Here is a 25,030-nt window from a genome sequence, read left to right on the forward strand (position 1 = left end):
TATTAATCGTAATCATTACGTATATTATTTGTCATGAAAGGACTCTTACCTTGTTAACAATGAAGCGCGGGGATATTTTAATTATTGTGATAGCCTTGTTAGCTGCGGGCTTGATTTATGGCATGAAGTGGTGGGACAGCAGCAATGAGCAGTATCAGCAAGGGGATTTGAAAGCTATAATTACGGTGGATGGTAAAGAGTACAAAACCGTTTCTTTGACTAAAGAAGAACAAATTATAGATATTCAAACGAAATTCGGCCACAATACACTAAAGGTGTTTGATTATGGAATCCAAATGACCTATTCTGATGCTCCCTTGAGAATCGCTTTAGAAATGGGGTTCATCTCAAGACCCAAACAGCAAATTATCTGTATTCCAGCTCGTATTATGGTAGAAGTATTTAATCCTAATAAGTCTGAGAATGATGAGGATGAGCTAGATGCGATTATTTAGTAATCTTAGTTGAACCTTCTAACTCTTTCCATGCGGTGATAGAGTCAGGACTGGTGTAAATGTAAGGTGTTGCGGGTTGTTTGATAGGTGTAATAGACTCAGCACTAATTTGCATAATTTCTTGACCTTTATAGGAAACAACTTGAAGCTTGCCCCGGACCTCTATCCAGGTATCGGTAGGCAGGCTTTTTAGTTTGCCGGAATCCACTAATATCCCAAAGGGTGTAGCATCGGCAGTGCAGCATTGGACCAGAAATCTACCTATGGCAAAAGAATTCTCTGAATGTTCACCTTGATCACGATATAAAAAGCCGGAAATAGTAATTTCTTTGCCTGCAAATTGTTGTTTGTACATCTCAAGGGCACCTAAGGTTTCGGAGAAAATCGCTGAATAAACTGGGACCACAGGTTGTGCATAAAGGATCTTGGCCAGCTCGGTAAGCTCCTCATGGTAAGGATCAATGGACTCGAATCTCGCGGAATTTTTAGCTTCAGTGGGCAAGGAGGATAGGGAGATTCCTTTTTTAGCAGCGGCCATACTTCCCAAAGCGCGATCCGGAAGGAGAAATCCGAGCAGCAGTGGAAAAAGGAATAATCCATATAGCGCTGTACTTTTGAAAAAAGAATGTGGAAGCCGATGCTCGCAGTCACAGAGAACACTACCCTTGCCAAATAAAGCCTGTACGGCCAGACTGAGCGCCATAAGTGTCAGCGGGATTGGACATAATTGAACCCAGCGTGCCAGCTTGGGCGCTACATAATAATGCAAAGCGTCCTGCTGTACCAGATGCCCGATATAGAGGGCGAAAGCGAGCAGAATGACCGCCCTTAACAAATAGTGAAACCGGATGCTTCGAGAGTCATTCATGCTCTATCCTCCTACCCATGTTGTAAGCAACAGCTTACCACCTCTATGAATTACAGCCACAAGGACATGAATACCGCCCCAATAAACACGCTTGCGAAGATCAGAAAGAACAAATAAAGAGCGAATTTGGTCTTAAACAGTGAGAGCAACATCAATGAATTTTTGAAATCCAGCATCGGTCCGAATACCATAAAAGCGAGCAGAGCACCAGATGGAAAAGAATGTACGAAGGTGGAAGCTACAAAGGCATCTGAGGTGGAACAAAGTGAGAGCACAAATGCCAGTCCCATCATGAAAAAATATGAACCCAGCGGCTTAGCTCCGATCGCAGCCAGACTGTCTTGAACCATAAATGTCTGAATGCCAGCGGTTAATAAGCAACCGATCATTAAATATTTTCCCATCTCAAAAAACTCATCTGAGGTATGGACGAAGACAGCGGCTATTTTTCCCCCACGAGAATTATTGTGATGAGCTTCCCCCGTTTCACGCTGAACATTTAGGCGGATGGGAGATTTTTTAACCGTTGCGTAGATTATCAAACCTATGAGACAGGCTACAACAAAAGCCAGACCCATACGGGCATAGGCCAGCTCCGAGTGGCTGCGAAATGCTGTCATGGTCGCCCCATAGACGACAGGATTTAGGATCGGTCCGGACAAAATAAACACGATAGCCACGTAAACAGGCATACCTTTATGGATAAGTCGGCGGACGAGCGGGATCATTCCACATTCGCAGACCGGAAAAATAATTCCGAGCAGACATGCGAACAGAATGGCCGGAAGAGGTCGCCGCGGAATCCACCGGGAAATCATTTCATCCGGGATAAAGACGCGAAGCAGTGAAGATAACAATGCTCCTGCTAATACAAACGGCAAGGCTTCCAGCAATATGCCGATAAAAGCGGTTTTGAAGGTGTCGATGTATGCATTATCCAGCAGTTCCAGATGATTCGGCAGCCATACAAAGCCAATGATAATCAGGAACGAGATCGGGAGGAGCAACGGCAGTATTTTTAATGGTGAAAAGGTAGTCAAAACTCGAATAAGGCGGACCACCGATCTGCCAGCTGTTCTTCATCTATATTCATCCCGATGAACACCACATAAGGCATACCAGGATAACGAGAGGCTTCCCAGGTAGTACGCATCCCCGCATATTGAACAAGCTGAACCGGCTCCTGTTCGGACAAAAGAATATGCCCCTTGGCACGTAATAGATTGTCACCCCATTCTTGGAAGAAGGCCTCTAGGCGTTCTTTAGAAGGCATAGTTGTCCTTACCTGCGGAATGGTTAACGTGATGGCTGTTACCTGCGAGAAAGAAGCGTGCTGCTCCTCATGCAGCTCTTTTACAGCGGTTCCCCCATGCTCTGAATGCATTTGTTTCAGTGATGCTCCTTTGAAGGTTTGAGGCGCTCGCTGTGGAGCCGGAGCTATAATTTTACGTGGGATTATTCCTGACAATATCGGAGACAGGTTGATTTCACTGTAATGGGTGTATACAATTTCAGCCTCCGTATTTTGTTTACGAACTCCCTTTTCAATTCTCCATAAGGTTTCCGGCTCTACGAGATCGCTTTTATTAACGACAATAAGATCAGCTGTGGAGAGCTGCTTACGCAGGGTCCGAACGAGCTGTTTGTCAGAGGAGAGTCTGCTGTTATATTCCAGAGCATTTTCCGCATCTAACAGAGTGATGGTATAGTGCAGCTCCACCAGATCCTGTAGAGGGGTTTCCTGCAACGTTTTGGCGATTTCTTCAGGATCGGCGACGCCGGTCAACTCCATGTAAATGGCATCTGGACGTCCTCTCAGCAGCACCATCAGGCTATCTGCCAAATCCTCTTTACGGCTACAACATACGCATCCGTCCAGCAGTTTAGTTACAGCTGTACCGGTATGCTCCTGCAGAATATACCCGTCCACATCCCGTTTGCCCAGTTCATTCATTACTACTCCTGGATTCAGCCCTCTTACCTTGCTTTCTTTCAGCAGGGACAACAGCAGAGTTGTCTTCCCGCTCCCCAGAAACCCGCTCAAAATAATTACTGGTATCTTCATGATCTCCACTCCTGCCTGATTCTCTAGGAATTACAAGAATCATATTTTTTATAATTCCATCTATACGTAATTTGTCCACCAGAAAGACCACAAAATTAAGAGAGTTGAAATTTTTACAAGATCATAGTTGACAGATTGTGAATAAACCGTGTACGATGTGTTAATCGTAATTATTACGATTTAATCAAAAGGAGATGGAAACGATGAGAGTAATCATTACTTTGGCATGTACGGAGACAGGAGATCGCAACTATACCACTACCAAGAATAAGCGAAATCATCCAGGGCGTATGGAAATGAAAAAATATTGTCCACGCCTAAAGAGAGTAACCTTACATCGCGAAACCCGTTAAGGGCGGAGGCTTTTAATCTTGATTTTATAAACGATAGGAGTGGTATAGATGAAAAAGCTCCCTGTTACCGTGCTCAGTGGATATTTGGGCTCTGGGAAAACAACGCTGCTGAATCATATTCTGCACAACCGTGACGGGCTTAAAGTAGCTGTTATTGTAAATGACATGAGTGAAGTCAATGTGGATGCGAATCTGGTGAAGTCCGGAAATACGCTTTCTAGAACAGAAGAGAAATTAGTTGAGATGTCTAATGGTTGCATCTGTTGTACGCTTCGTGATGATTTGATTGTCGAAGTACAAAAGCTGGCTGCGGAAGGGCGATTTGATTACATCCTGATTGAATCCTCAGGCATTAGCGAACCTGTACCAGTGGCACAGACCTTTACCTATGCCAATCCCGAGTTGGATATTGATTTGACTTCGCTTGCTCAATTAGACACGATGGTGACTGTTGTGGATGCTGGGCGTTTCTGGCATGACTTCTCTTCTGGTGATAGTCTGATGGACCGCAACCAAACGGCTGGCGAAGGAGATTTCCGCGATATTGTGGATCTGCTTATTGATCAGATCGAAACTTGTGATGTCTTGCTGCTTAATAAGTGTGATCTGTTGAAAGAAGATGAACTCAACAAGCTTGAAGCTGTGCTCCGTAAGCTTCAACCGTCTGCCAAGCTGATCCGCACGATTAAAGGCGTAGTAGATCCGAAGGAAATTCTGAATACCGGATTGTTTGATTTTGAGAAAACAAGCTTATCCTCTGGTTGGATCGCGGAGCTGAATAAAGAGACCCATACCCCTGAAACGGAGGAATACGGAATTTCTTCTTTTGTTTATCGCCGGAGAACACCTTTCCACCCGCAAAGATTAAGTTTTTTCTTTAGCAACTGGCCGGAAGAGGTCGTTCGGGCAAAAGGTGTGGCATGGGTAGCTGCAAAAGGTGATCTTGCAGCTACTATAAGTCAGGCAGGACCTTCCATTCAGTTCGGACCTGCTGGCTACTGGTTGGCTACAATGCCTAAGGATCAGCAGCTGGAGGTACTGGAAAGTGAACCTGAGCTGCAGGCGAAATGGGACGAGCAGTGGGGCGATAGAATAAATGAAATCGTATTTATCGGTGTAAATATAGATCAGGCACAACTCGAAGCCAGATTGGACAGATGTTTGCTGACGGTGGAGGAGCTGAAGCAGGATTGGACAAAGTTCAACAATCCACTTCCGTGGCCTGTTGAAGAACTCCTTGCGGCTGCTGAGGAATAGATACTTAGTAAATTAGCGATGGAAATCCGGAATCCAGAAGGTGGGATTCCGGATTTTTGCTGTATGAAAAAGAGGTCTAATAGTTATTATTACGATTAATTTTTAATTTTGGGTTTACAAATCGTAATGATTACGATATTATCAAATTTGTTAAATCGTAAGATTTACGATTTAATCCGAGATGGACATAACATCAGTCAGAAGGGAGGCGAGGCACGATGATCCTATCATCCATGCGGAATGTAGTGTTCGGGTATGGAGATGAAGCTGTCCTTGATAACATTTCATTAGATATTCATACCGGACAGTTTATTGGTATAACGGGACCCAATGGAGCTGCTAAGACCACCCTGCTGAAGCTAATGCTCGGCCTGCTTCGTCCATGGAGTGGAACGGTTCAGTTGAATAAAGAGTTATCAGATAACGGAAAGATGGTTATCGGCTATGTTCCACAGCAGGTAGCTTCTTTTAACGCAGGATTCCCAAGTAAGGTGATCGAACTGGTTCGCTCGGGTTGTTATCCAAGGCTGGGATTATTTAGACGCTTTACACCTGAGCAGGACGAGATCGTCGAGCGAAGTTTAAAGCAGGTGGATATGTGGCATTTGCGAGACCGGAAGATAGGAGAACTGTCAGGCGGCCAGAAGCAGCGGATTTGCATCGCTCGAGCATTGGCACAACAGCCGCAGATATTGGTTCTCGATGAACCTACTACGGGAATGGATCTGGACAGTCGCATTGGGTTCTATAAGCTGATGCGCCATGATGTCAGTGAACACGGCCGGACCGTAATCATGGTGACGCATGGCCTGGAAGAGACCAGTTCCTATCTGGATACGTTGATCAGCCTGGAACGAAAGGAGAATGAGGGTTGGCAATGTTTAGTTACGAATTCATGCAACGTGCATTTTGGGCCGGTGGTTTAATTGGCATTATTGGTCCGCTGCTCGGGGTATATCTCATGCTTCGCCGTCAGGTCCTAATGGCGGATACCCTCTCTCATGTTTCGCTTGCAGGAGTAGCACTAGGCTCAATACTTCAGCTTAATCCGGCACTAAGTGGTTTCATGGTGGCGATTCTCGGTGGTATTGTCATCGAACAGCTTCGACGTTCTTATCGTACATATAGCGAGCTTCCGGTAGCTATTATTATGACCTCTGGATTAGCATTGGCAGTTGTACTTATGAGCTTAAAGCAGAATTTAAGTAAAAGCTTCAGTTCCTATCTGTTTGGTTCCATCGTTGCGGTCAGCGACACTCAACTAAAGATTATCGCTGTGGTTGCTGTAATCGGTCTGGTCTATTTTATTGTGTTACGCAGATCTTTATATAATCTGACCTTTGATGAAGAGACCGCTAGTATTAGTGGAGTTCATGTGGGCTGGTTATCATTTTCGTTTGCTGTACTAACTGGAATGACAGTAGCTGCTGCGATGCCAGTTGTTGGAGTGCTGTTAGTCTCAGCGCTTATTGTTTTGCCAGCTTCGATTGCCTTGCGTATAGCGTCTGGTTTCACGACAGCTATATTGATATCAATTGGCGTAGGGTTACTCGGCGTTTTTAGTGGCCTAAGTGCCTCGTATTACATCAATACACCGCCTGGTGGGACGATTGCTCTTATACTGCTATCGTTCTTATTAATCGCAATTTTGGTACAGAAGCTGATCCGACTTAGAAATCGTCGGCGAATTCATAAATCTATTTCCAGAAAAGGAGTTACAACTCTCAATGAAATTTAGAATCCATCATTTAGCCATTTTGTCCCTGTCCGCGTTACTTATTGCCGCAGGTTGCGGTAATAATAATGCCAGTAATTCTTCTACTACTACGAATGCTTCTGGAGCCGCAGAAGCCACAGCCCTTCCAGAGTCATCTAAACTAAATATTAAAGTCAGTTTCTATCCAATTTACGAGTTTACCAAAAATGTGGCAGGAGATCTGGCGGACGTGGAAGCACTCATACCGGCAGGAATCGAACCCCATGATTGGGAACCGACTGCACAAGATATGGCAGAAATCTCAGATGCGGATATGCTGATCTATAATGGCGCAGGAATGGAAGGCTGGGTAGACCAGGTGCTGGAAAGTATATCTGGCACTCCGTTAATTACTGTAAAAGCGAGCAAGGGTCTGGACATCATGGAAGGCACGGAAGAGGAAGAAGCTGACCACCACCATGAAGAAGGAGAACATGCTCATGAAGAAGGAGAGCATGCTCATGAAGAAGGGGAGCATGCTCATGAAGAAGGAGAACATGCGCATGAAGAAGGAGAACATGCTCATGAAGAGCATTCGCATGATCACGGTGGATTAGATCCGCATGTGTGGCTCAATCCTACACTAGCCATTCAAGAAGTGCGTAACATTGAAGCAGCTTTAGCTGCTGCCGCACCTGAACATGCCGAGGATTTTAAGACAAATGCAGATGCTTATGTTGCTAAGCTGGAGCAACTGGATCAAGAATTTAAGGACGGTCTTAAGGATACTAAACGCAAGGATTTTATCACTCAGCATGCGGCTTTTGGTTACCTTGCCAAGCAGTATGGATTAACTCAGGTCCCGATTGCCGGACTATCTCCGGAGCAGGAGCCTTCTGCCGCAAATATGAGTAAGATTGTGGAGTTTGCGAAAGAGCATAAAGTGAAGACGATTTTCTTCGAGACACTTGTATCCTCCAGTGTGGCAGACACAATAGCAAAAGAGATTGGTGCCAAAGCAGCCGTTCTAAACCCAATTGAAGGATTAACAGAGGAAGATCGCAGTCAAAACCTGGATTATTTAGGAATCATGCGTCAGAACCTGGAAGCCTTGAAGAGTGCATTGAACGAGTAGATTTAAAGGATGGAAGGAGAACGAACATGGCCAAGAAATCTAAAGTTGTAAAAGAATTGAAGAGACAAGCACTAGTCGCCAAATACGCTGTTAAAAGAAAAGAACTAAAGGAACAAGGGGACTATATGGCTTTGCAAAAGCTGCCACGTGATTCCTCCGCAACTCGTCAAAAAAATAGATGCCAAGTGTCTGGCAGACCTCGAGGTTATTTGCGCAAATTTAATGTTTCCCGAATTGTATTCCGCGAATTGGCGCATAAAGGCCAGATTCCGGGTATTACCAAGTCGAGTTGGTAAATGAGAACGGCCAATCCTCCGTAGTTTAGAGGATTGGCCGTTTTTGCTGCTCATCCATCATGGACTTTAGAAAATTCGGCTATGCTAAGAATAGGAAAATGATTTATCATAGAAGGAATATATTTCTATTTAATATGGAGGTGATGCAAATGAACTATACCGATACTTTTATTCGTGTAGCAGAGGACTGCCCTGAGGAAATCGGAGTTCCTCCGATGTCTTGCCGAACGCTCCCGCCTGCACATGTGATTCAATATGAACTGTTAATTAATGAGCCCTACAAATACAATCATGAAGAACTTCTGTACGAGGTTCATGTGCGCCATAAACAAATTCCACAGGAAGAACGTTTGGCCCGTAAGGAACAAATATGGAACGAGCTATTTTCCAAAAATCATCCTTGTCTAAGGGCTTCACTGCTGCCGAAGCGGTTTGGTTGGGGTGTTCATTATAACGGTGAGGGTAAAATAGCTCTTTATGGCAAAGAGTCTCCCGAATATGACTATTTCACTTCCCAAGAGGAGGGAACTGTGAAATTACTGCCTGCGATGCGTAACAAACGTGCTTCAAGAGGAGAGGAATAAGCTGTATAAATTCATAGAAGAAATCACACTTAATACTTGGCCTGCGGAGCAGAGCGTTCTCCTGCAGGGCTGGATTCTACGTACGGCAGCTGGTTATACAAAAAGGGCCAATTCGGTCAATCCATTATACGGGGCTGACAGCTCTCAGGTTGATCTCGCAGAACAAATCAAGCTTGCGGAGCGGTATTATGAGCATGCTGGACTACAGCCAGTGTTCAAAATAACCCCCTATATCCAGCCGGCAAAGCTTGATGAGATGCTTGCGGATCGCGGTTATACAATTGTCGAGCCTTCATCGGTAAGGCTTCTTGATCTGGGGGGCTTAGCGAGCCCCGATCTGTGTTATACGGTTCAGATGCAGGAGAGCTTGACTGAAGAGTGGCTGCACGCCTTCAGTGAGCTTACCGGGTTGTCTGGCAAGAACCGGGAAACCTTAACTAGAATGTTGTCTGCATCACATTTGCAGCAGGGTTATGTCCTGTTGTTTAATCATGGTGTTCCTGCCGCCTGCGGACTTGGTGTGATTCAGAATGGATACTTGGGTCTGTATGATATTGTCACTTCCCCTGCTCATCGTAGAAAGGGAATGGCGGAACAGCTGCTGCTAGCGTTGCTTAATTGGGGTAGAGCAAAGGGAGCAACAACTTCCTTTCTGCAAGTTGTGCAAGCGAATACGGGGGCTTCAGCCTTGTATGACAAGCTGGGTTTTAAGGAGATTTATCAGTATTGGTATAGAGTGAAAAACTAGCTGAGGAGGGGATGCGGTGAGAAAATTAGGATTAAATCTCCTGATCATTAGTGTGTACTGTTTTCCATTTGTATATTTCGCGATGGATAAAGATTTCAATAATGGTTCAATGGTTGGTTATTTAATGATGATCGTCATAACATCGCTAATAGCTTTTTTGGGAAAATGGTCTAATAATATAATTGCTGTAGTCATTGGGAATATCGCTTCTGCGTTTGTTTCGTATTATTTTATTAGCAAATTGTCAGGAGAAGGCGGTTGGGACGGGACGTTTTTCAAACCACTTGGACCTACAGGATCGTTTTTATTTTTTAGTATGCTAAACCTGATCCCTCAATTCCTTGCGATGAAATTAGCGAATAAATTTAAAAAGAAGGTCTAATCTATGTCCGAATACTGGAGTCGAAGATTTGCTCAGGAAGGCATGATCTGGGGGAGTGAACCTAGTCCTACAGCCCAGGCAGCAAGGGAGATATTTCGGCAATATGACGTGAAATCAGTTTTAGTCCCGGGTGCGGGATACGGAAGAAATACGAAGGTGTTCTCAGATGAGTTTAAGACCTTAGGCGTTGAGTTAAGCGAGGATGCGTTAAGGATGGCGGCAGAATGGGATCCCAAGAGCCATTTTATCTCAGGTTCCGTATTAGATACTATTTCTGAAGTACAGGTTGATGCTGTCTACTGCTATGACGTGTTGCATTTATTTCTCGAAGAGGATCGCCGCAGGCTATTAGCTAATTGTCTGGAACAGCTGCGGCCGGATGGCTTGCTCTATTTTACCAGTTTTTCCGATGAGGATGCGAACAACGGCTGTGGAACACTTTTGGAACCGGGAACCTACGAATACAAAGAGGGAAAATATGCCCATTTTTTTAGTGATGAAGATTTAAGACAACATTTTGCAGGTACGAAAATAATTACGACCGGCTCATGTGTGGAGACTTTATGTGGGCCGCTTGGAAAAAAACATCAATACATACTGAGATATATAGTCGCATGTAAATCTGCACTTAGCAAATAATATAGGGAGGAACTCCCTATAATTTCGTTGAATATCCGTAGAATCGGCTATATCAAATGAATTATAGGGACTTTTTCCCTAGACCTCTGCTCGATGATCAGGAATACCTTATTTACACAAATTTACCTTGACCCGGTAGCGCCATTTCTTTGAAATTTTTGCATAAATGAGCAAGCTGGGTAGACAGCTCCTCACCTTCCATGGGTACTCCATGTCCCGAAAGAACAAGATGTGGATTCAGCAAGGCAAGGGTACGGACTGATTTCTCGGCATCTTCCCAGTCTGTCGTGAAATAAGAGGGTGGGCCATGCACCACCTGATGCTGCGTAGCCACTGCAAATACGGATTCCTGTTTGACCGTAAGGAACGTATCACCAGCGATCAGGACTCTATCCTCAGGCCTGAACAGGGAGATATGCCCGGGACTATGTCCAGGGGTATGGATCCATTCCCAGCCCTTCGCACCAGGGACAGTCCCGTCTTCCGGCAAGGGATGAACGGCTGAACCAAGGTCAATGCCATGATGTGAAAATAAGGGGGAAATCATGCTCATAAGCCCGCCGCCTACGGCCGGATCGGCTGGAGGGTAATCTTCTTTACCTGTCAGAAAAGGTAGTTCTAGCGGATGAGCATATACAGGCACATTCCATTCCTCAACAAGCCTTTTCACACCCCCAATATGGTCAAAATGCCCATGCGTCAGGATAATTGCCACCGGAGGCTTATCATAATGCTCCGTAGCAAAATCAATAATATTGCCTGTATATGAGCTAAGACCAGTATCTACAAGAACCCAATCCGAAGAGGGCTGGCCAATTAATGCGACATTTACAAACATAGTGCGAAGTCCAATGACACGAGGGGCCACATTCCAAGTATCGGTATAGCCCTTTGACAGTATTCCGTTAAGTTTCATCTTGCGCCTCCTGACCCGTTCTTTAGTACTACACAATGTATCTACATACAGTAGTATGACCTCTTTTTAAGAAAAAAAGGTATGGCAAATAACCCTTCTCATGATTTCTTGAAGAAGGGCTGTGTTAAACGTGTTCTGTGAGAGGATTGTATTAGAGCGTTCCGCAGTCTGCAAATAGAATATGGCGTGGAATCCGAAAGAAAGCTTCGGCTTTTTCCTGCAGAGCAGGGGTCGGCAGATGGCTGTTGTGGAGCCATTTCCGAAACGTTCCGGGATGGACGCCTATCCAAATACTTACATCCGTTACTGAGAAATCGTATACCATACAAAGTCCGGTCAGGATAACATTGCTGCGCGGTGAACTGGTAATACTTCTTTTCATAAATCGTGAGGGTGTAGGCTGACATACAATGGGGCTTTGACGAATCAATGCTTCATTGAACAGAATGTGGGGTGGGTACCCCAATAGGCGGCAGGTCTTGTCAATGTTATTGTTGGAAGGGATACGACCTTCGTATACCCAAGCGCTTACACTGCGTGAGGATATACCAAGCTCTTCTGCGAGTCGTGACAGCTTGATATCCTTAGCCATCAATACAGCAAGCAGCACACGGTTTCTAATCTGGCTGCGCTTTGGACGGCGAAATCTTTTGACTCGAACGCCTTGTCCAAGGTATTTGCGATTGATCAGAGACCACGCCTGGATATTATGAGGTTCTTGTTGGTTATTAGGCATAATTCCTCCGATTTTTTAATTTATATTTGGAACCCCTTGTAAATCCTAGTGTTATAAAGTTTATTTGGGTTCGTATTTAAATAAAAATAACGTAAAAATCACATTTCTTGCTTTTGGTTGATATCTAGGATCTTGCCGAAGTGGATTCTGACCTTCTCATTCGCACTTTTTTTCATACGTTCTGTTACATGAGTGTAAATTTTCAAAGTTGTTTTTGAATCACCATGACCTACTCGATGCATAATAGTCTTAAGGTCCACTCCAACCTCAGTCAACAGACTGATATGCGTGTGCCGTAAGATATGAGGGGTTGCATGTTTTTTAATGGATGTTTTTTTCATGATACGTTTCATTCTGTCAATTATATTCTTTTGCACGTATGGATATCCATTGTCGTGACAAAAAATAAACTTTCCATTATGGAAATCATTAGCCTGCTGACAGTATCTTTGGTGACGTATAACTTGTTTTTCCTTATAAGACTTTAACATTTCGATAATACTTTCGTCTAGATCAAACGTGCGAATGGAACTTTTTGTCTTCGGTGGGTTTAGCTTATATTCACGCATATTATTATCTGGATTATAAATTGTCTTCGTAATGCGAACATCGTAAGTTTCAAAGTTAATGTCTGACCATTTCAAAGCACATAACTCCCCAGGTCTCATCCCAGAAAAAGCTAATAGGTAAAAAGTTTCTAAATCTCCACGTTTTCCAAACAATTGGACCTTTTCTAGAAATTCCTCAAGCTCGTGCCTCTCGAAATACTTTTCTGCCAGAATATCATTTTCTATTTCCTCAACTGTACTTTCCTTTATTGGTATTACAGATCCTTCACAGGGATTATCTTTTCGGAGCCCATGAACAACCGCAAAATTAAAAATCATTCCAGCTGTAATTTTTGTGCTATTCATGCTTGAGTGACTATATCCATTGTTATCCATAGTAATCAACATTTTTTGAATATCTTTCAGTTTTATGCTGTCAATATTTGATTTGGCGAAATGGTGAAGCAATATCTTAACGGATTTACTTCTTGTTCGCACGGTACTTGATCTAACACCACTTTTTGAATATGTTTCTAAAAAATCAGTTGCAACTTCTTCGAATCTAGTTTTCTTGGCTTTCTTAATGTCAATTCCACTTCTAAGGTTGTTAACAGCATCTTGTGCACGTTGTAAAGCTTCGTTCTTAGTATCCGCCCTACGGGACACTTGCTGCCTTACTCCAGTTACGGGATTGGTTGGACCTTCCAAGACACATATCCATTTATATCCTTGTTTATTTTTTGCTTGAACTTTCGAGAAGTAAGCCATATCTTATCCACCTTTCATTAAAAATTCAAAGCGTCATCAATTACGTCCAAAGGAAGGTATAGTTGTTCAATATCATTGCCATGCCGCCATGCTACGCGGGATAAATTTATCGTTATACTACCCTTGTCTTTGGAGATTGAGAGGTCACTCGGGATGATAGAAGCAATATCTTTCATTCTTCCAGATGGCTTGTCGCATGTTTTGTAATCACGATTGATCTGTATATCTAGTGATCCATTCCAATCAAATTCGATAGGGTGTTCAATCACTAAAGCATGAGGACGAGAAAAATCACCATCCCAACTGTAATATGCTCGGATACGAGGCTGAGTTTGAGTATCCCTTCTAAAATGAAAATCAGCTGCTTTACTGTGCGTATCTTCTTGTTTTGAAGATGCTGCTGCTATAGCACCTAAAGCAGATAGCATATCAGATTGAGCAATTCGTTCTTCAATCTGTTGAAATCTCTTTTTGGCTATTTCTAGTGGCATCTTAAACTCATGGGCAATAAAGCCGATAGCCTCATTTTTGTTATTAGGTAGTGGTAACGACTGAAATATATAAAAAGGAATAGAAGTGTAAAGAGAAAAGAAATCAGCTTCATTTTCCTGGGCATCTCTAAATAATGATGGCATCCAACGCTGATCCCCTGAATGCCTTACGACATGACAAAGTTCGTGGAAAAAAAATTTCCTGAGTAGATTCTCTTCCTCATATTTATTTAAAAAAATGATGCGTTCCTCATTGTCACTGAAAGAGGTGTGCTCATAATAGATTACTTCGGTATTAAATATTCTAGAGACTTTTTCAATAGTGAGATCAGAAGGTCGAAAAATTCCATTTTCTTGATATCTGTCTTCGATCCATTGTTCAAGTGGAGTTTTAAAGTATTGGTAAAAGTTCAGATGTATTCCTCCTAAAAGCGCACGTATGTTCTGTTTTATATGGAAAAGAAAAGCCATTGCTGGCTAGTTCTTGATTCTTTATTTTTTTCTGTCTTCCATTTCTTCTCGAATTCGTTTCTTGTTCTTTCTATATCTCGCTAGAGCTGCCTCCATCTCTTCTATTTCGTCAGGAGTGTATTTATCGGGTCCACCATAAAATGAGAGGTTGGTTTCCTCCAAGTTTAGCCTATCGGTTCGCCCCATCAAATAGTCAGCAGAGACATTGAAGTAGTCCGCAAATTTATTTACAGTATCCAAATCCGGTTTTCGTGATTCGTTTTCATAACCTGAAATTGTGGATTCTGCAAGACTAAACTTTGCGCCGAATTCTTTCATGGTTAAATCTTCATTTTTGCGCAGTTTGCGCAACCGGTTACCACTAAACATTCGCATCACCTGATTAACATTATACTTTGCACTTTGCATACTGAAAATATAAAGGGGGTAAACTTTGCAAAATGCGTTGACACTTTGCGTAATGCGATGTATTATGGAAATAACTTCACATTATGAATAGCTGATCGGGGGGAAGAGAAGTGAACAGCCTCATTAAAAAAGCTCGTAAAGATGCTGGGCTAAGTATTGAGAAAGCAGCTGAAGAGATTGGAATACCCGCTGGATACCTATCTCAAATTGAAAATGGTCATCGTCATGTAGACAGCGAACGAGCTGACAAGATATCTCTTGTGTATGAATGCGAAAGAGATCAAATTTTTTTAGCCATTCGCTACGCGATACGCAAAGTTGAAGGGGAAAACTCCGCGTTGAAGGGGGTGAGATGAATGTCCGTTGCAGTAATAGAAGTTGAAGATCTAAAACTATGGATTCGAGAAGCTGTGGCGGAAGCGTTAAAAGATCATCTTATTAACGAGCTACCGCCCTTTCTAACCCGAAAACAATTTATGGAGTTGATGGATATTGGCGAGTCGAAAACAGCAGAACTTTTCAACCGTCCAGATTTTCCAGTCAATCGTGAGTTCGGGAATCCAAGGGTTCCAACGCACTTATTAATGAGATGGGTGGACGAACACACCGAATGGGTGAGTAACCATGCTGGTGAAGGATGGAAAAATCGTAAAAAAGCTATATAAAGAGGAAACCCACCGTGCTGTACGGGCTGCGGCGGGTGGGGGAAGGCTTGGGCAAGGGGAATTGCTTAAAAACATCATACATTATTCCCTTGTCCAATAGCATCCCATCAATTTGGACAAATAAGGGGGTATCAAAATGGCAATTGGACATTTTCCGGGAGCACTGCAAGAAGTGCTAAAACGGACTGGCGATTCATATGCAAAAGCTGGAAAGGCAGCTAATGTTGATGGTTCCCAGATTGGCAAGATAGTTAAAGGTAGCCGTAAAGCTACTAAACAAGTTATGCAGGCTACAGTCAGACACTACGATGATATTCAGTTGATTATCGGCGCAGCAGAAGAGGTTACAGGTGGTGCATGTGTACCTTACTTAGATGGCGCTGACTTACATCCAAGTTCAACATACATAAAAACAATCGAGGAAATCCAAGAAGCATTACTGGCTTTGCAGTCAATCCCAATCACTAAGAGATTAGACCAGTTGACGCCTGCTGATCATGAGAACGTCAAAAATGGACTAATGGAGCAAATCGAAGCCATAACGGCACTTACACATAATGCAGCAGTCCTTTGTCGGAAATATGGTATTTCTTACCTTGGATTATGGGCGGATCATCGGAATGAACTGAGACAAAAAAAATATATGAATTGAGGTTTTTTTTATGAGAATCGAAGATTTGGAAGATCAAGCGCGGTTTGAAGCTAAGAACGCTAAGCGTAATCTGAAAATGATAAAACGCCAAGCAGAACATATTGATCCGATCAAGTTAAAACGAAATATTCGTTGGCTGGAAATGCTGATTTGGTTGCACGAATGTGAATTGCATCATGCCAAAGAACAGCATAAAAAAGCCCGCCTGGCAGGGCGGACCTCATTGAGAACCCGATTAAAGTTTCTCGTTGCGTCTATTTTACGCGATGCCCCTCGTAAAAGCAAGGAGGGAACAGCTTGAGTGAACAAGACGAAATTCAATTTGCTAAAGCTCTTGCTGAATTGTATGTGAAACGTAGAAACGAGTGGTCTTCTGCTATAGACCAGGTGCTGGAAACGGAGATTACCGCTGCGAACAATCAGGTCATGAGTTCTGTAGAAAACTTTTATCTTGCAGACAGACATCAACAAAAAGCCTCGGGCAGGTGGAATCAGATTGTTGAAGTCGTAGAGTTTCTACCATTGAACATTAAAACACTCGTAATGCAAGAAATAGACAGGATCAAATGAAGAAGGGCTTCGGCCCCTGTCTTGGAATGTCGGACCTTAGAAATAACCTTCCTCCGTCCGGGATTCCAAGATGTGGCTGACACATCAAAATTCAATTTGAAAGGGGTATTTACTATGATTCCGAAACAATTACTGCAAGATCGGTATTGGAAGGGTCTGCTGTATATATTTCAGAACCATAACAAGCTTAAACAATATCTGGTTCCTGAATTTATTGACTTCGAAGAGCTTACCGTTCATACGGACAAGCTTAAACGAGCTTCTAAGGGATGGAGCACATCAGAAAAGTTCATGCTTGCTCTGGCGCTACACCTCTATAACGGTCGCAATAAGGTGGATTTGTCCGAGGCTGACCGTTTGGATGATAAGAACACTGATATCGTGCTGAAAGCTCTGCGGCTTCGGTATGCGGGGTAAAAGGGGGCAGCGGTGATGCTCGTTCTCAAGGGTGATACAGTCCTAACAAGCTGTGGCCTGTCCGGTGAGGTACTGGATACATGGGGCATTGCCCGACCTTGGGCCAAGCTTCGAAAGGACAATGGAGAATTAGCATTCGTCTTGCGTACGAATGTGACAGAAATTATAAATCGCCCCAAACCGAAGAAGGGAAAATGATGATTAATACAGAGGTGAGCTTATGCCAACAGATAGCTTTCCTTTTCCGATCTTCTCCGGGTTATTTTCGCCGCAACACTACGAAAAAATAGGATCGGCGATATGGCTATTCGCTTGGTGTGTTAGCTCCACGACTAAGGAAGTCGAAGAGGACGGAACTGTTTGGGGACTTGTCCTGGGTGGCAAGCCGATGAAGCTTTCTGAAATCGGTGAGAACTTTGGGGTTACCGATAAAAGCATCAGCAGATGGATAAGTGATCTCCAGAACCACGGATACATCCATATCACTAGAGCGCCCCGGGGTTTGATCATAAAGGTTAGAAAGTCCAAGAAAGGCATATTAAAGAGATCAGACAAAAATGTCCGTTCGCAGGATAATGATCAGACAGAAATGTCTGTTCACAGCGAAACTGATCAGACAATTTTGTCCGATCAGTCCGACAGTGATCAGACATATTTGTCCATTCACAATGACAGTGATCAGACATATTTGTCCGTTCACAATGACAGTGATCAGACAAAAATGTCCGATCATGAAACGATTTTAACGAGTGATCAGACAATATTGTCCGATGCAAAAGATATTAAAGATCTTATTACTACTACTATTTTAGAAAATGAGTTTTCAGAAGAAATTAGCCCAGATCCTAAAACGGACGGGATGATCGCAATTTTAAATGCTTATTGCAAATTGCATGATAAGTTCGACATTCACGTCTCCACAAATGATCGCGAAGCCATGGGTAAGATGGTCGCCGCAGGGATGCCAGTACCCTTTACCATCACAACTATGGAGAGCCAATACAAGGCAAAGCGAAAACGCGAGGGAGAAGATTTCGAGCAGCCAAACAGTTTTACTTATTACGTGAAAGGCTTGAAATCAGCATGGCGGAACGCTAACAAGACTACGAAGCATAAAGGGTCATTAACCCAAACACCAATGCCAGCACCGCCGCAGCGACTATCCAAGCAGCAGCAAGAGCTTGCAGACCTTAAACGTCGAGCAAAGGAGGCAAAGCAGCTTGAAGAGAACACAAGTTATTGATCTACTCATTAAGCTCAAAGAAGAATACGCACATCAGATTGATACCAGCAATACTGAAATAGACCGGCTACATGAGAACCTTAAAGATTTCCCTTTTGACGTAGCCTGTAAAAACGTGAAGCAGCACATGCTTACAAATCCATGGCCGCCGAAGATCGCGCAGATCCGTGGTGGTGTCGGTGATTTACAGGATCAGCATAAATCAAAGGATCAGACAGCAAATTATTTCGCTGAACGGGATAAAGCCAAGGCAGCTGCTATGCCAATGCCTGTGGGATGGAAGGAGAATCTTTGTGCAAGGATCAATAAGGGAACTGCCGCACGATGAGAATGCAGAGATAGCGGTTATTGGTGCAGTTTTGATTGACGAAACAGGTAATGCCATGGATACGGCAATTTCTGTAGATCCTGAAATGTTCTACAACCCTGTAAATCGGACAATCTTTTCAGCTATGCGAGATTTGCACAACGATGGTGAGCAGGTGGATATCAGATCACTTGTGTCCACACTAAATCATAAAAAAAGTCTGGAAAAGGTAGGGGGTACATATTACCTTTCTCGAATCGCTTCTTCATCTCCTACTGCGGCTGACATTGAGTTTTTTATAGGTGTACTTGCAGATAAATTCACCTTACGCCAAGCTCTTCGGGATGCTTATAAGCAGATCGAACTTGTGTATGACAGTGACGATGCTGGAACCGTGGTAGCAAATGCCCTGACCAAGTCGGCGTTATTGTCCGATCAGACAGCGCCGAAAAAGGATTTCAAAAGCACGAAGGAAATCGGTCTTGAGTATATCGACACCATTGAAAAGCGTGTGAGTAATCGACTGAATGGAACTACTAGTGGTAAGGAGACTGGATTTACAGATCTGGACAAGCTCACTGGCGGGTTTCAGAAACAGGATTTAATTATCGTGGCAGCTCGTCCTTCTGTTGGCAAAACAGCGTTCGCCTTAAATATTGCACAGAATGCGGCAACTCGAAATGATGAACCTATTGCTGTATTTAGCTTGGAGATGTCAGAGCAGCAGCTCATGCAGCGTATGGTCTGTGCTGAGGTTAACCTCGACGCTAATGATCTGAGAATGGGCGATATCACTAGTGACGATGATTGGGGCAAGTTGACTGTTGGTATTTCTTCTCTTGCAGACAAGAACATTTTCATTGCTGACGATCCAGTTGTCACCGTGCATGATATTCGAGCCAAATGTCGTCGTTTGAAAAGAGAACGAGGTCTTGGAATGATCGTCATTGATTACCTGCAGCTGATCCAGGGAAGTAGTGGAAAGCGCGGGGAGAATCGACAACAAGAGGTTTCAGAAATTTCCCGAGTGTTGAAGCAGATTGCCCGTGAATTGGATGTGCCGGTTATCGCGTTGTCTCAGCTCAGTCGGAGTGTTGAACAGCGCCAGGACAAACGTCCGATTATGAGTGACCTTCGAGAGTCTGGTTCTATTGAACAGGATGCAGATATTGTAGCTTTCCTTTATCGGGATGATTACTACAACCAGGAATCCGAGAAGAAAAACATTATCGAAATCATCATATCTAAGCAGCGTAATGGTCCTACTGGAACGGTTGAACTTGTGTTCCTCAAGAATTTTAATAAGTTCGTGAATTACGAACGGGCGCATGCCAATAACTTGCCGCAGCCAGCCTAAAAATATTGAAATCCGGGCGTTGGTGCAGAGTAGAACGCTACACGCCAGCGAGACAAGGAGGCGAAGTGATTGCAAAAGTTCAGCTATGTTAAAAGAGCAAAGGCTCACGGGATAACAGAACAAGCGTACAAGTTTCGCATTCGTACAGGATGGCACAAGGAAAAGGCGTCTTCGGTCCCGATGCAAAAGCCGGGTATAACATATGACGAGGAAATGAAGAAGATCGCCAAGAGGAACGGGATACCATACCCTACGTTCGCTAAGAGGGTTCGAAAGCTAGGATGGACCCAGGAAGAGGCGGCGACCATCCCAGTTATGAGACCGGGGGAGTATTTGAAATCCTACAAGGGACCCAACTACTGGAACCTACAAGACAAGATGGTTTTTACTCCTGGTTTAGCCCACTACATCAAGACAGGAGAGAAACGGGCTTGCCTAGCTAAATGAAGGTAGAACGGAGGGCTGGGTGGGGTAATCCCAGGGGCGGGAGTAATAGACAGTGGACGCAAACTGTAAACTAAAAGGGCACCGAAGTGCCCAATATGCATCTATTATTTTGCTGGTGTGAAAGTAAAGGTTTCTTTGTATTTTCTATCATGGGATTCGTTATTTGAAGGTTTTCCGTACCAACTAATCTCGATTTGAAGTTCCTTTGAATCAACAGAAATAGGGAAATTAGAAAAGTCGACTATCTCGCCATGTTTAAAAATTTTGTGATGATCGTCTGAAATGCTTAATCCGAACTTTGTTTGGGTATTTGGTTCATCTCTATAGGAGTTAAACACTACATTTTCTAAGCCAACCCCGATATTGGTGATGATAATGTTGTACATTTCACTTTCATTTTTACGAGGTTTTGACATCTTAGAGTCATATTTCTCAACTTTCTTGATTTCAACTTTCCACTGATCAGATTGTTTTGATGCAGGTGTTTTGAAGAGATCATTTGATGCTACGGCAGCATATGGAGAAATTCCAAATGCTAAAAAACAAAAAGCAAAGAAAATTATTAGTTTTTTCAGAATTGTTGCCCCCTGTGAAATAATCAAATTTTGATTAGTATCTCTTTAAGAAGAAAAAATATTCTATTGCGCAGTACGAAGATGATGTTCAGAAAGGAGTTTTGTTAAGATGGATGGTTTGATTATTAAACCGAAGTGGGCTGATCTAATTTTATCCGGTCAAAAGATATGGGAGATCAGAGGGAGACTTACACATAAACGTGGCACAATCGGTATCATCAAAAGCGGCAGCGGCAAAGTTTACGGGACGGTGGAACTGACAAATTGCATCCCTTGCACCGTTGGACGATTTATGGCTTACAAGGATAAACATTGCATCGAAGATCCCAAATTTGCTTTTCATTACAACCAAGCGTGGGCGTGGGTTGTTAAAAACCCAATCATTTTCTCGGAACCTGTACCCTATAATCATCCACAGGGTGCTGTGATTTGGGTCAAGCTTCCAGAGGGAGGAAATTATGAGCAACTTTTCCTCAATTCATCCACAAGCCGTGAACATGATAAATGTCGCTCTTAGCGAAATAGTCCGTAAAGGTGGCAAGGTTGAGCGCATGCATCTGCATGTATGCCCTCGGTCAGAACTGGCTCAACATCAGATCATTCAGACAGCTTTTGGAGACTTGCGGATTCATTTGAATGATTTTGTTCCTAAAGGATATTCTTATGTACTAGAAGATCCAGGCGGAGATAAGAGAGGATTTGCTTGGGTATCAATACCTAAAAATGCGAGGATAACAGAAAATCGGCAAAAGGAGGCGTAGAAGTGATCATCAAAACAGTCAAAAATATTAATTCGTCAGCTGGAAGTATTGTTTCAGGAGTGTCATTCCGGGCGCAGCGTGAAAAGAATGGGTACAGCATAACATTCGGAGAATTCAAAGGTCAGTATATTCCAGCAACATCAGCAATCATAATCAGCGATATTGTTCTCGACGAAGATGGGAAAATGCCGCGTGGATCTAGATATGCATAATGGACAAAGAAAAGACCCCTAATCCTTGGCCGGGCGGGGTCGATAAACGGTAAATAATACCTCAAACCCATTATAACACAAAGGGGAATGAGGGGAATGGCAATGGTATGGGGACAAGGGGAATTGTTTCCGAGTGCAAATAAAATGGATGTCACAGTTATCAAAATGCTGCTTCGCAAATATCCCAAAATGGTAGAGATCGTTAATGGACTACAAGAGAGAGAAGAGCTTACTTCTTATGAAGAGGCCATTCTAAAAAAGTGGGTCCCAACAATCAGAAACATAGAATTGGCGATAGAGTCTATTTTGGATCCAGAAATCAAACAAATTATGAAGTATAGGTTTATTAACCGAAATCCTAGAAAAGCAGCTGTCATAAAGTGGTCTTCATTTACAGGACGGTCATTAGACCGAAAGATTCAAGAAGGTACAGAATCAGTAGCTGGAACGTTGAAATTGCTCGGTATTAGCACAGAATCAATAGCTGAGACATTGAAATTGCTTGGCACTATCTAAAACGTGTCTGTAACCTGTCTGTTTTACGTCTGTTTCGCGTCAACATTACGTCTGTATATTAGATTTACAGTAGGGACATAGGGAAGAAGTTATTCCCGGGTGTCCCTGCTGCCCCTTATCGCCGCAGGACTCGTCAGAGCTGAGCGGTGATGATGCCTGTTGCAATAGCAACGATATTAGTGGCGGAACTGATAGCACAAGTAGCAAGTAGATGGTGCGGCGGTCTGTTACGGGGGATGAGAGTTATAGTACCACTCTCAACGCGCTCCACCCGGGCGCGGTATATTAGCATAGGGGATGTTAGTCGGTAACACCGTCCGTCACCATGCAAATACGGGATATTGCAATGCTGATTATGTAAATCTAAGGGGCGCTAGAAAGCGTCCCTTTTTATATTGTACGAAGGGTTGAAAAGTGACCGATTTTTGCTTAAAGGAGGTATGGAATGAAAGAACGGATTGAATTTCTCAAGAAACTAAGGAATGTAATCGATGAAATTGTAAAGGCGATGGAAGCCGGGGATGATGAAGGACTCGAATCAGCCGTTGGCCGTTATCTTTTTCTAGCAATGCAAATGGAAACATTGAAGTAAAGATAGACCGTTCAATTAATATGGTTATATTGGAGGAAAAGCAATGAACGCGGTAAGGAGGCTCAGGGAACCGCCAGAACCGAAACAGCCGGTTAAATGCAAAGGTTGTGTTTGGGGCAAGTGGGAAGAAGCAGCTCAGTTCTGCTCTAAACCGATCCATTGTGTGAAACTAGACGGTGGTGAGCGTAAATGAATTTTGTTCAGCCCATTCGTGACCCGGAAACTATCCAAGACATAAAAGACTATCTCAAGGACAAAAATCCAAGAGATTACATTATGTTCCTGATTGGTATATACACAGGTCTTCGGATTAGTGACATATTGCGGTTGCGAGTCAAGGACGTTTCTGGTTCTCACATTTCTATCCGCGAGAAGAAGACAAATAAGCAGAAACGCATTTACATGGCACCGGAATTGAAAAAGGCTCTGATTGTTTACATCGAAGGTAAACCAGCGAATGAATTCCTTATTAAAAGCAGGGAAGGTATGAACCGACCTATTACCCGTGAAATGGCTTATAAGATCATGCGGGACATTGGGGATGAGTTCGGGCTTTCGGATATGGGTTGCCATACACTGCGGAAAACATTCGGTTATATCTTCTATAACGAAACAACTGACAAGGACATTGGCATGCTGATGGACTTCTTTAATCATGCTTCACCTAAGATTACGCTGCGCTATATTGGCATGGCTCAAGACAGCATGGATATGGCTCTCAAGCGTCACAAAGTGTAGTCAGTTACACATATTAAGGATAGGTGAAACTCGTTTCTGGGACAGGCTGAGAAGCCTTACAGGACAAGGGATTATGGTAGGTGCATGAGTTTAACACAATGTAAGATATGTGTAATTAAATCGCACAGGATTTACCAGTTATTTAATAGCAGCAGAGGGGTTAATTATGGGGCAATCACCACTTAAACCATGTAGTCGTGTGGGCTGTAGTAACCTCTCTAGAGGGCGTTACTGTGCCGACCATACACAAGAGAAACACCGCTATGATAGATACCGTGGGACAGCCGCACAGCGCGGTTATGACGGTCAGTGGCGCAAGGCTCGGCTCGGGTTCCTGCGGAAGCATCCACTGTGTGTATATTGCTTGAAGGTCGATAAGATTGAGGCTGCTACAGTGGTTGACCATATCGAACCGCATAAGGGTGACAAGGAATTGTTCTGGAGGCGCAGCAACTGGCAGTCACTTTGTAAGGTGTGTCATGATGCCAAGACAGCAAAAGAGGATGGAGGGTTTGGAAATGATGTGAGATAATGATAGCAAGGAGTGTGACTGCAAATGATAGTTAGATATACAAACCCTAGTCGAATAAGGGATCAGCTCTTACATTGTCTAGATGTATTGGGTGAGGAATACAACGAATTAGATTATGTGGTCGATGTCTACAAGAATGAGGATAGATTGAGAAAAGAAATGGTTGAATGTCCTGATATGTCACCGGAGGAATATCAACAGATACTTCATGGGGCGACACGGCCTCCTGCTATTGCAATGATGGAGTCTCGTACAATCAAGATTTTTTATTTTAACTTATCCAAGGAGAAACATAAACAAGATTTAGATTTAGCTTTTTTTCTCTTTCATGAAATGCGTCATGCATGGCAGAATCATCACGGATTATATCTTGATGAAGAAGGGGTGGCAAACCTTGATGAAAATATGGAAGAGTACAAGAATAGTGCCGCCGAGAAAGACGCCAATGAATTTGCAATGGTAACGATAATGGAGAACAAAGATAAGATCAGAAAAATTTTCAAAATGCCTGATTTCGAATTGAATTTGAAATGGTAAAGTCGCCATTACGGGATTTTTTTTTAATTTCTTAGGCCCCCCACCATCTTAAAAAATTTTTTTGTTCGTAATAGACCGCATCGGACTCTTGTG

38 protein-coding genes are annotated in these 25,030 nt (G+C 43.3%); 29 read left to right on the forward strand and 9 right to left on the reverse strand.

Annotation, left to right across the window (positions count from 1 at the left end; translation table 11 throughout):
- The first annotated feature begins 59 nt into the window (after nucleotides 1-59).
- Nucleotides 60-455 (forward strand): NusG domain II-containing protein, encoded by a 396-nt coding sequence (locus NYE72_RS09815; protein WP_036679457.1) that lies wholly within the window; start codon nucleotides 60-62, stop codon nucleotides 453-455.
- Here NYE72_RS09815 and NYE72_RS09820 read toward each other — a convergent pair.
- From NYE72_RS09820 to NYE72_RS09830, 3 genes are read right to left on the reverse strand one after another with little or no spacing between them, the layout of a single operon-like run.
- Nucleotides 448-1,323 (reverse strand): TIGR03943 family protein, encoded by an 876-nt coding sequence (locus tag NYE72_RS09820; protein ID WP_339211747.1) that lies wholly within the window; start codon nucleotides 1,321-1,323, stop codon nucleotides 448-450. The two genes, NYE72_RS09815 and NYE72_RS09820, sit on opposite strands and share 8 nt — an antisense overlap.
- Before the next feature lie 50 nt (nucleotides 1,324-1,373).
- The gene (locus tag NYE72_RS09825) at nucleotides 1,374-2,363 is read right to left on the reverse strand and encodes a permease (RefSeq protein WP_339212064.1); all 990 of its coding nucleotides are present in this window, start codon (nucleotides 2,361-2,363) and stop codon (nucleotides 1,374-1,376) included.
- Nucleotides 2,360-3,388 (reverse strand): GTP-binding protein, encoded by a 1,029-nt coding sequence (locus NYE72_RS09830; RefSeq protein WP_036679372.1) that lies wholly within the window; start codon nucleotides 3,386-3,388, stop codon nucleotides 2,360-2,362. Before NYE72_RS09830 ends, NYE72_RS09825 begins: the two co-directional genes overlap by 4 nt.
- A 203-nt stretch (nucleotides 3,389-3,591) precedes the next feature.
- On the opposite strand from NYE72_RS09830, the gene rpmG reads away from it, so the two are divergent.
- From rpmG to NYE72_RS09880, 10 genes are all read left to right on the forward strand, one after another.
- Nucleotides 3,592-3,741 carry a 50S ribosomal protein L33 gene (gene rpmG / locus NYE72_RS09835; RefSeq protein ID WP_076098468.1) on the forward strand — a complete coding sequence of 50 codons (150 nt, stop codon included), beginning with the start codon at nucleotides 3,592-3,594 and terminating at the stop codon, nucleotides 3,739-3,741.
- A gap of 48 nt (nucleotides 3,742-3,789) precedes the next feature.
- Nucleotides 3,790-4,998: a GTP-binding protein gene (locus tag NYE72_RS09840; RefSeq protein WP_076272892.1), complete on the forward strand. Its 1,209-nt coding sequence runs from the start codon at nucleotides 3,790-3,792 to the stop codon at nucleotides 4,996-4,998.
- A 218-nt stretch (nucleotides 4,999-5,216) separates the two neighbouring features.
- A complete protein-coding gene (locus NYE72_RS09845; RefSeq protein WP_036679376.1) occupies nucleotides 5,217-5,924 on the forward strand; it encodes a metal ABC transporter ATP-binding protein in 708 nt (235 codons plus the stop codon).
- Entirely contained in the window at nucleotides 5,870-6,736 is an 867-nt protein-coding gene (locus NYE72_RS09850) for a metal ABC transporter permease (protein ID WP_076098466.1), read from the forward strand. The genes NYE72_RS09845 and NYE72_RS09850 overlap by 55 nt, the downstream gene beginning before the upstream one ends.
- The gene (locus NYE72_RS09855; protein WP_076275016.1) at nucleotides 6,726-7,829 is read left to right on the forward strand and encodes a metal ABC transporter substrate-binding protein; all 1,104 of its coding nucleotides are present in this window, start codon (nucleotides 6,726-6,728) and stop codon (nucleotides 7,827-7,829) included. Before NYE72_RS09850 ends, NYE72_RS09855 begins: the two co-directional genes overlap by 11 nt.
- A gap of 26 nt (nucleotides 7,830-7,855) precedes the next feature.
- Nucleotides 7,856-8,125: a 30S ribosomal protein S14 gene (gene rpsN / locus NYE72_RS09860; RefSeq protein ID WP_038569786.1), complete on the forward strand. Its 270-nt coding sequence runs from the start codon at nucleotides 7,856-7,858 to the stop codon at nucleotides 8,123-8,125.
- A gap of 149 nt (nucleotides 8,126-8,274) precedes the next feature.
- A complete protein-coding gene (locus NYE72_RS09865) occupies nucleotides 8,275-8,709 on the forward strand; it encodes a DUF6157 family protein (RefSeq protein ID WP_081389336.1) in 435 nt (144 codons plus the stop codon).
- The gene (locus NYE72_RS09870) at nucleotides 8,687-9,457 is read left to right on the forward strand and encodes a GNAT family N-acetyltransferase (RefSeq protein ID WP_081382350.1); all 771 of its coding nucleotides are present in this window, start codon (nucleotides 8,687-8,689) and stop codon (nucleotides 9,455-9,457) included. Before NYE72_RS09865 ends, NYE72_RS09870 begins: the two co-directional genes overlap by 23 nt.
- Before the next feature lie 16 nt (nucleotides 9,458-9,473).
- Nucleotides 9,474-9,839 carry a hypothetical protein gene (locus NYE72_RS09875; protein ID WP_038569788.1) on the forward strand — a complete coding sequence of 122 codons (366 nt, stop codon included), beginning with the start codon at nucleotides 9,474-9,476 and terminating at the stop codon, nucleotides 9,837-9,839.
- Nucleotides 9,840-9,842: 3 nt separating this feature from the next.
- Entirely contained in the window at nucleotides 9,843-10,478 is a 636-nt protein-coding gene (locus NYE72_RS09880; protein WP_339211748.1) for a class I SAM-dependent methyltransferase, read from the forward strand.
- Nucleotides 10,479-10,590: 112 nt separating this feature from the next.
- Here the strand turns inward: NYE72_RS09880 and NYE72_RS09885 are convergent, their stop codons facing one another.
- From NYE72_RS09885 to NYE72_RS09905, 5 genes are all read right to left on the reverse strand, one after another.
- A complete protein-coding gene (locus NYE72_RS09885) occupies nucleotides 10,591-11,394 on the reverse strand; it encodes an MBL fold metallo-hydrolase (RefSeq protein WP_076098463.1) in 804 nt (267 codons plus the stop codon).
- Between the two features lie 151 nt (nucleotides 11,395-11,545).
- The gene (locus NYE72_RS09890) at nucleotides 11,546-12,130 is read right to left on the reverse strand and encodes a helix-turn-helix transcriptional regulator (protein ID WP_076098462.1); all 585 of its coding nucleotides are present in this window, start codon (nucleotides 12,128-12,130) and stop codon (nucleotides 11,546-11,548) included.
- Between the two features lie 98 nt (nucleotides 12,131-12,228).
- Entirely contained in the window at nucleotides 12,229-13,446 is a 1,218-nt protein-coding gene (locus NYE72_RS09895) for a tyrosine-type recombinase/integrase (RefSeq protein ID WP_076098461.1), read from the reverse strand.
- A gap of 17 nt (nucleotides 13,447-13,463) precedes the next feature.
- Complete coding sequence (locus tag NYE72_RS09900) at nucleotides 13,464-14,408, reverse strand: ImmA/IrrE family metallo-endopeptidase (protein WP_076098460.1); 945 nt, start codon at nucleotides 14,406-14,408, stop codon at nucleotides 13,464-13,466.
- Nucleotides 14,409-14,429: 21 nt separating this feature from the next.
- On the reverse strand, nucleotides 14,430-14,777 hold the full coding sequence (locus tag NYE72_RS09905) for a helix-turn-helix transcriptional regulator (protein WP_076098459.1): 348 nt from the start codon (nucleotides 14,775-14,777) through the stop codon (nucleotides 14,430-14,432).
- A 149-nt stretch (nucleotides 14,778-14,926) separates the two neighbouring features.
- Between NYE72_RS09905 and NYE72_RS09910 the strand changes: the two genes are divergently transcribed.
- From NYE72_RS09910 to NYE72_RS09960, 11 genes are all read left to right on the forward strand, one after another.
- On the forward strand, nucleotides 14,927-15,172 hold the full coding sequence (locus tag NYE72_RS09910) for a helix-turn-helix transcriptional regulator (protein WP_076098458.1): 246 nt from the start codon (nucleotides 14,927-14,929) through the stop codon (nucleotides 15,170-15,172).
- Nucleotides 15,173-15,481, forward strand: coding sequence for a hypothetical protein (locus tag NYE72_RS09915; protein WP_076098457.1), 309 nt, complete (start codon nucleotides 15,173-15,175; stop codon nucleotides 15,479-15,481).
- Nucleotides 15,482-15,617: 136 nt separating this feature from the next.
- Entirely contained in the window at nucleotides 15,618-16,133 is a 516-nt protein-coding gene (locus tag NYE72_RS09920; RefSeq protein WP_076098456.1) for a transcriptional regulator, read from the forward strand.
- 10 nt (nucleotides 16,134-16,143) lie between these two features.
- On the forward strand, nucleotides 16,144-16,434 hold the full coding sequence (locus NYE72_RS09925) for a hypothetical protein (protein WP_076098455.1): 291 nt from the start codon (nucleotides 16,144-16,146) through the stop codon (nucleotides 16,432-16,434).
- Nucleotides 16,431-16,703: a hypothetical protein gene (locus NYE72_RS09930; RefSeq protein ID WP_076098454.1), complete on the forward strand. Its 273-nt coding sequence runs from the start codon at nucleotides 16,431-16,433 to the stop codon at nucleotides 16,701-16,703. Before NYE72_RS09925 ends, NYE72_RS09930 begins: the two co-directional genes overlap by 4 nt.
- A 114-nt stretch (nucleotides 16,704-16,817) precedes the next feature.
- Nucleotides 16,818-17,120 (forward strand): hypothetical protein, encoded by a 303-nt coding sequence (locus NYE72_RS09935; protein WP_076098453.1) that lies wholly within the window; start codon nucleotides 16,818-16,820, stop codon nucleotides 17,118-17,120.
- Between the two features lie 15 nt (nucleotides 17,121-17,135).
- Nucleotides 17,136-17,318: a hypothetical protein gene (locus NYE72_RS09940; protein WP_076098452.1), complete on the forward strand. Its 183-nt coding sequence runs from the start codon at nucleotides 17,136-17,138 to the stop codon at nucleotides 17,316-17,318.
- Between the two features lie 22 nt (nucleotides 17,319-17,340).
- Nucleotides 17,341-18,363 (forward strand): hypothetical protein, encoded by a 1,023-nt coding sequence (locus tag NYE72_RS09945; RefSeq protein WP_076098451.1) that lies wholly within the window; start codon nucleotides 17,341-17,343, stop codon nucleotides 18,361-18,363.
- Entirely contained in the window at nucleotides 18,341-18,691 is a 351-nt protein-coding gene (locus tag NYE72_RS09950; protein WP_178420196.1) for a hypothetical protein, read from the forward strand. Before NYE72_RS09945 ends, NYE72_RS09950 begins: the two co-directional genes overlap by 23 nt.
- Entirely contained in the window at nucleotides 18,657-20,027 is a 1,371-nt protein-coding gene (dnaB, locus tag NYE72_RS09955) for a replicative DNA helicase (RefSeq protein ID WP_256717787.1), read from the forward strand. The genes NYE72_RS09950 and dnaB overlap by 35 nt, the downstream gene beginning before the upstream one ends.
- Before the next feature lie 69 nt (nucleotides 20,028-20,096).
- Nucleotides 20,097-20,474 (forward strand): hypothetical protein, encoded by a 378-nt coding sequence (locus tag NYE72_RS09960; RefSeq protein WP_076098450.1) that lies wholly within the window; start codon nucleotides 20,097-20,099, stop codon nucleotides 20,472-20,474.
- A gap of 104 nt (nucleotides 20,475-20,578) precedes the next feature.
- Here NYE72_RS09960 and NYE72_RS09965 read toward each other — a convergent pair whose 3' ends face one another.
- On the reverse strand, nucleotides 20,579-21,076 hold the full coding sequence (locus tag NYE72_RS09965; protein WP_076098449.1) for a hypothetical protein: 498 nt from the start codon (nucleotides 21,074-21,076) through the stop codon (nucleotides 20,579-20,581).
- 82 nt (nucleotides 21,077-21,158) lie between these two features.
- On the opposite strand from NYE72_RS09965, the gene NYE72_RS09970 reads away from it, so the two are divergent.
- The 7 genes from NYE72_RS09970 to NYE72_RS10000 all read left to right on the forward strand — a co-directional run bounded on the left by NYE72_RS09970 (nucleotide 21,159) and on the right by NYE72_RS10000 (nucleotide 24,937).
- The gene (locus NYE72_RS09970; protein WP_076098448.1) at nucleotides 21,159-21,566 is read left to right on the forward strand and encodes an ASCH domain-containing protein; all 408 of its coding nucleotides are present in this window, start codon (nucleotides 21,159-21,161) and stop codon (nucleotides 21,564-21,566) included.
- 246 nt (nucleotides 21,567-21,812) lie between these two features.
- A complete protein-coding gene (locus tag NYE72_RS09975) occupies nucleotides 21,813-22,022 on the forward strand; it encodes a hypothetical protein (RefSeq protein WP_076098446.1) in 210 nt (69 codons plus the stop codon).
- 96 nt (nucleotides 22,023-22,118) lie between these two features.
- Nucleotides 22,119-22,538 carry a hypothetical protein gene (locus NYE72_RS09980; RefSeq protein ID WP_036681173.1) on the forward strand — a complete coding sequence of 140 codons (420 nt, stop codon included), beginning with the start codon at nucleotides 22,119-22,121 and terminating at the stop codon, nucleotides 22,536-22,538.
- A 445-nt stretch (nucleotides 22,539-22,983) separates the two neighbouring features.
- On the forward strand, nucleotides 22,984-23,130 hold the full coding sequence (locus NYE72_RS09985; RefSeq protein ID WP_178420192.1) for a hypothetical protein: 147 nt from the start codon (nucleotides 22,984-22,986) through the stop codon (nucleotides 23,128-23,130).
- 189 nt (nucleotides 23,131-23,319) lie between these two features.
- On the forward strand, nucleotides 23,320-23,868 hold the full coding sequence (locus tag NYE72_RS09990) for a site-specific integrase (protein WP_076098445.1): 549 nt from the start codon (nucleotides 23,320-23,322) through the stop codon (nucleotides 23,866-23,868).
- Nucleotides 23,869-24,034: 166 nt separating this feature from the next.
- Complete coding sequence (locus tag NYE72_RS09995; protein ID WP_076098444.1) at nucleotides 24,035-24,400, forward strand: HNH endonuclease signature motif containing protein; 366 nt, start codon at nucleotides 24,035-24,037, stop codon at nucleotides 24,398-24,400.
- A 24-nt stretch (nucleotides 24,401-24,424) separates the two neighbouring features.
- On the forward strand, nucleotides 24,425-24,937 hold the full coding sequence (locus tag NYE72_RS10000; RefSeq protein WP_076098443.1) for a hypothetical protein: 513 nt from the start codon (nucleotides 24,425-24,427) through the stop codon (nucleotides 24,935-24,937).
- The last annotated feature ends 93 nt before the right edge of the window (nucleotides 24,938-25,030 follow it).

Source organism: Paenibacillus sp. FSL L8-0333 (assembly GCF_037965665.1).
GTDB classification, from domain to species: domain Bacteria; phylum Bacillota; class Bacilli; order Paenibacillales; family Paenibacillaceae; genus Paenibacillus_AQ; species Paenibacillus_AQ odorifer.

Bases quoted from the DNA above. Each gene is read 5' to 3' on its own strand.
- NYE72_RS09815 (WP_036679457.1), top strand. From the start codon at position 60: ATGAAGCGCGGGGATATTTTAATTATTGTGATAGCCTTGTTAGCTGCG.
- NYE72_RS09820 (WP_339211747.1), bottom strand. From the start codon at position 1,323: ATGAATGACTCTCGAAGCATCCGGTTTCACTATTTGTTAAGGGCGGTC.
- NYE72_RS09830 (WP_036679372.1), bottom strand. From the start codon at position 3,388: ATGAAGATACCAGTAATTATTTTGAGCGGGTTTCTGGGGAGCGGGAAG.
- rpmG (WP_076098468.1), top strand. From the start codon at position 3,592: ATGAGAGTAATCATTACTTTGGCATGTACGGAGACAGGAGATCGCAAC.
- NYE72_RS09840 (WP_076272892.1), top strand. From the start codon at position 3,790: ATGAAAAAGCTCCCTGTTACCGTGCTCAGTGGATATTTGGGCTCTGGG.
- NYE72_RS09845 (WP_036679376.1), top strand. From the start codon at position 5,217: ATGATCCTATCATCCATGCGGAATGTAGTGTTCGGGTATGGAGATGAA.
- NYE72_RS09855 (WP_076275016.1), top strand. From the start codon at position 6,726: ATGAAATTTAGAATCCATCATTTAGCCATTTTGTCCCTGTCCGCGTTA.
- rpsN (WP_038569786.1), top strand. From the start codon at position 7,856: ATGGCCAAGAAATCTAAAGTTGTAAAAGAATTGAAGAGACAAGCACTA.
- NYE72_RS09865 (WP_081389336.1), top strand. From the start codon at position 8,275: ATGAACTATACCGATACTTTTATTCGTGTAGCAGAGGACTGCCCTGAG.
- NYE72_RS09880 (WP_339211748.1), top strand. From the start codon at position 9,843: ATGTCCGAATACTGGAGTCGAAGATTTGCTCAGGAAGGCATGATCTGG.
- NYE72_RS09885 (WP_076098463.1), bottom strand. From the start codon at position 11,394: ATGAAACTTAACGGAATACTGTCAAAGGGCTATACCGATACTTGGAAT.
- NYE72_RS09890 (WP_076098462.1), bottom strand. From the start codon at position 12,130: ATGCCTAATAACCAACAAGAACCTCATAATATCCAGGCGTGGTCTCTG.
- NYE72_RS09895 (WP_076098461.1), bottom strand. From the start codon at position 13,446: ATGGCTTACTTCTCGAAAGTTCAAGCAAAAAATAAACAAGGATATAAA.
- NYE72_RS09900 (WP_076098460.1), bottom strand. From the start codon at position 14,408: ATGGCTTTTCTTTTCCATATAAAACAGAACATACGTGCGCTTTTAGGA.
- NYE72_RS09905 (WP_076098459.1), bottom strand. From the start codon at position 14,777: ATGTTTAGTGGTAACCGGTTGCGCAAACTGCGCAAAAATGAAGATTTA.
- NYE72_RS09915 (WP_076098457.1), top strand. From the start codon at position 15,173: ATGTCCGTTGCAGTAATAGAAGTTGAAGATCTAAAACTATGGATTCGA.
- NYE72_RS09920 (WP_076098456.1), top strand. From the start codon at position 15,618: ATGGCAATTGGACATTTTCCGGGAGCACTGCAAGAAGTGCTAAAACGG.
- NYE72_RS09925 (WP_076098455.1), top strand. From the start codon at position 16,144: ATGAGAATCGAAGATTTGGAAGATCAAGCGCGGTTTGAAGCTAAGAAC.
- NYE72_RS09935 (WP_076098453.1), top strand. From the start codon at position 16,818: ATGATTCCGAAACAATTACTGCAAGATCGGTATTGGAAGGGTCTGCTG.
- NYE72_RS09940 (WP_076098452.1), top strand. From the start codon at position 17,136: ATGCTCGTTCTCAAGGGTGATACAGTCCTAACAAGCTGTGGCCTGTCC.
- NYE72_RS09945 (WP_076098451.1), top strand. From the start codon at position 17,341: ATGCCAACAGATAGCTTTCCTTTTCCGATCTTCTCCGGGTTATTTTCG.
- NYE72_RS09970 (WP_076098448.1), top strand. From the start codon at position 21,159: ATGGATGGTTTGATTATTAAACCGAAGTGGGCTGATCTAATTTTATCC.
- NYE72_RS09980 (WP_036681173.1), top strand. From the start codon at position 22,119: ATGGCAATGGTATGGGGACAAGGGGAATTGTTTCCGAGTGCAAATAAA.
- NYE72_RS09985 (WP_178420192.1), top strand. From the start codon at position 22,984: ATGAAAGAACGGATTGAATTTCTCAAGAAACTAAGGAATGTAATCGAT.
- NYE72_RS09990 (WP_076098445.1), top strand. From the start codon at position 23,320: ATGAATTTTGTTCAGCCCATTCGTGACCCGGAAACTATCCAAGACATA.
- NYE72_RS09995 (WP_076098444.1), top strand. From the start codon at position 24,035: ATGGGGCAATCACCACTTAAACCATGTAGTCGTGTGGGCTGTAGTAAC.
- NYE72_RS10000 (WP_076098443.1), top strand. From the start codon at position 24,425: ATGATAGTTAGATATACAAACCCTAGTCGAATAAGGGATCAGCTCTTA.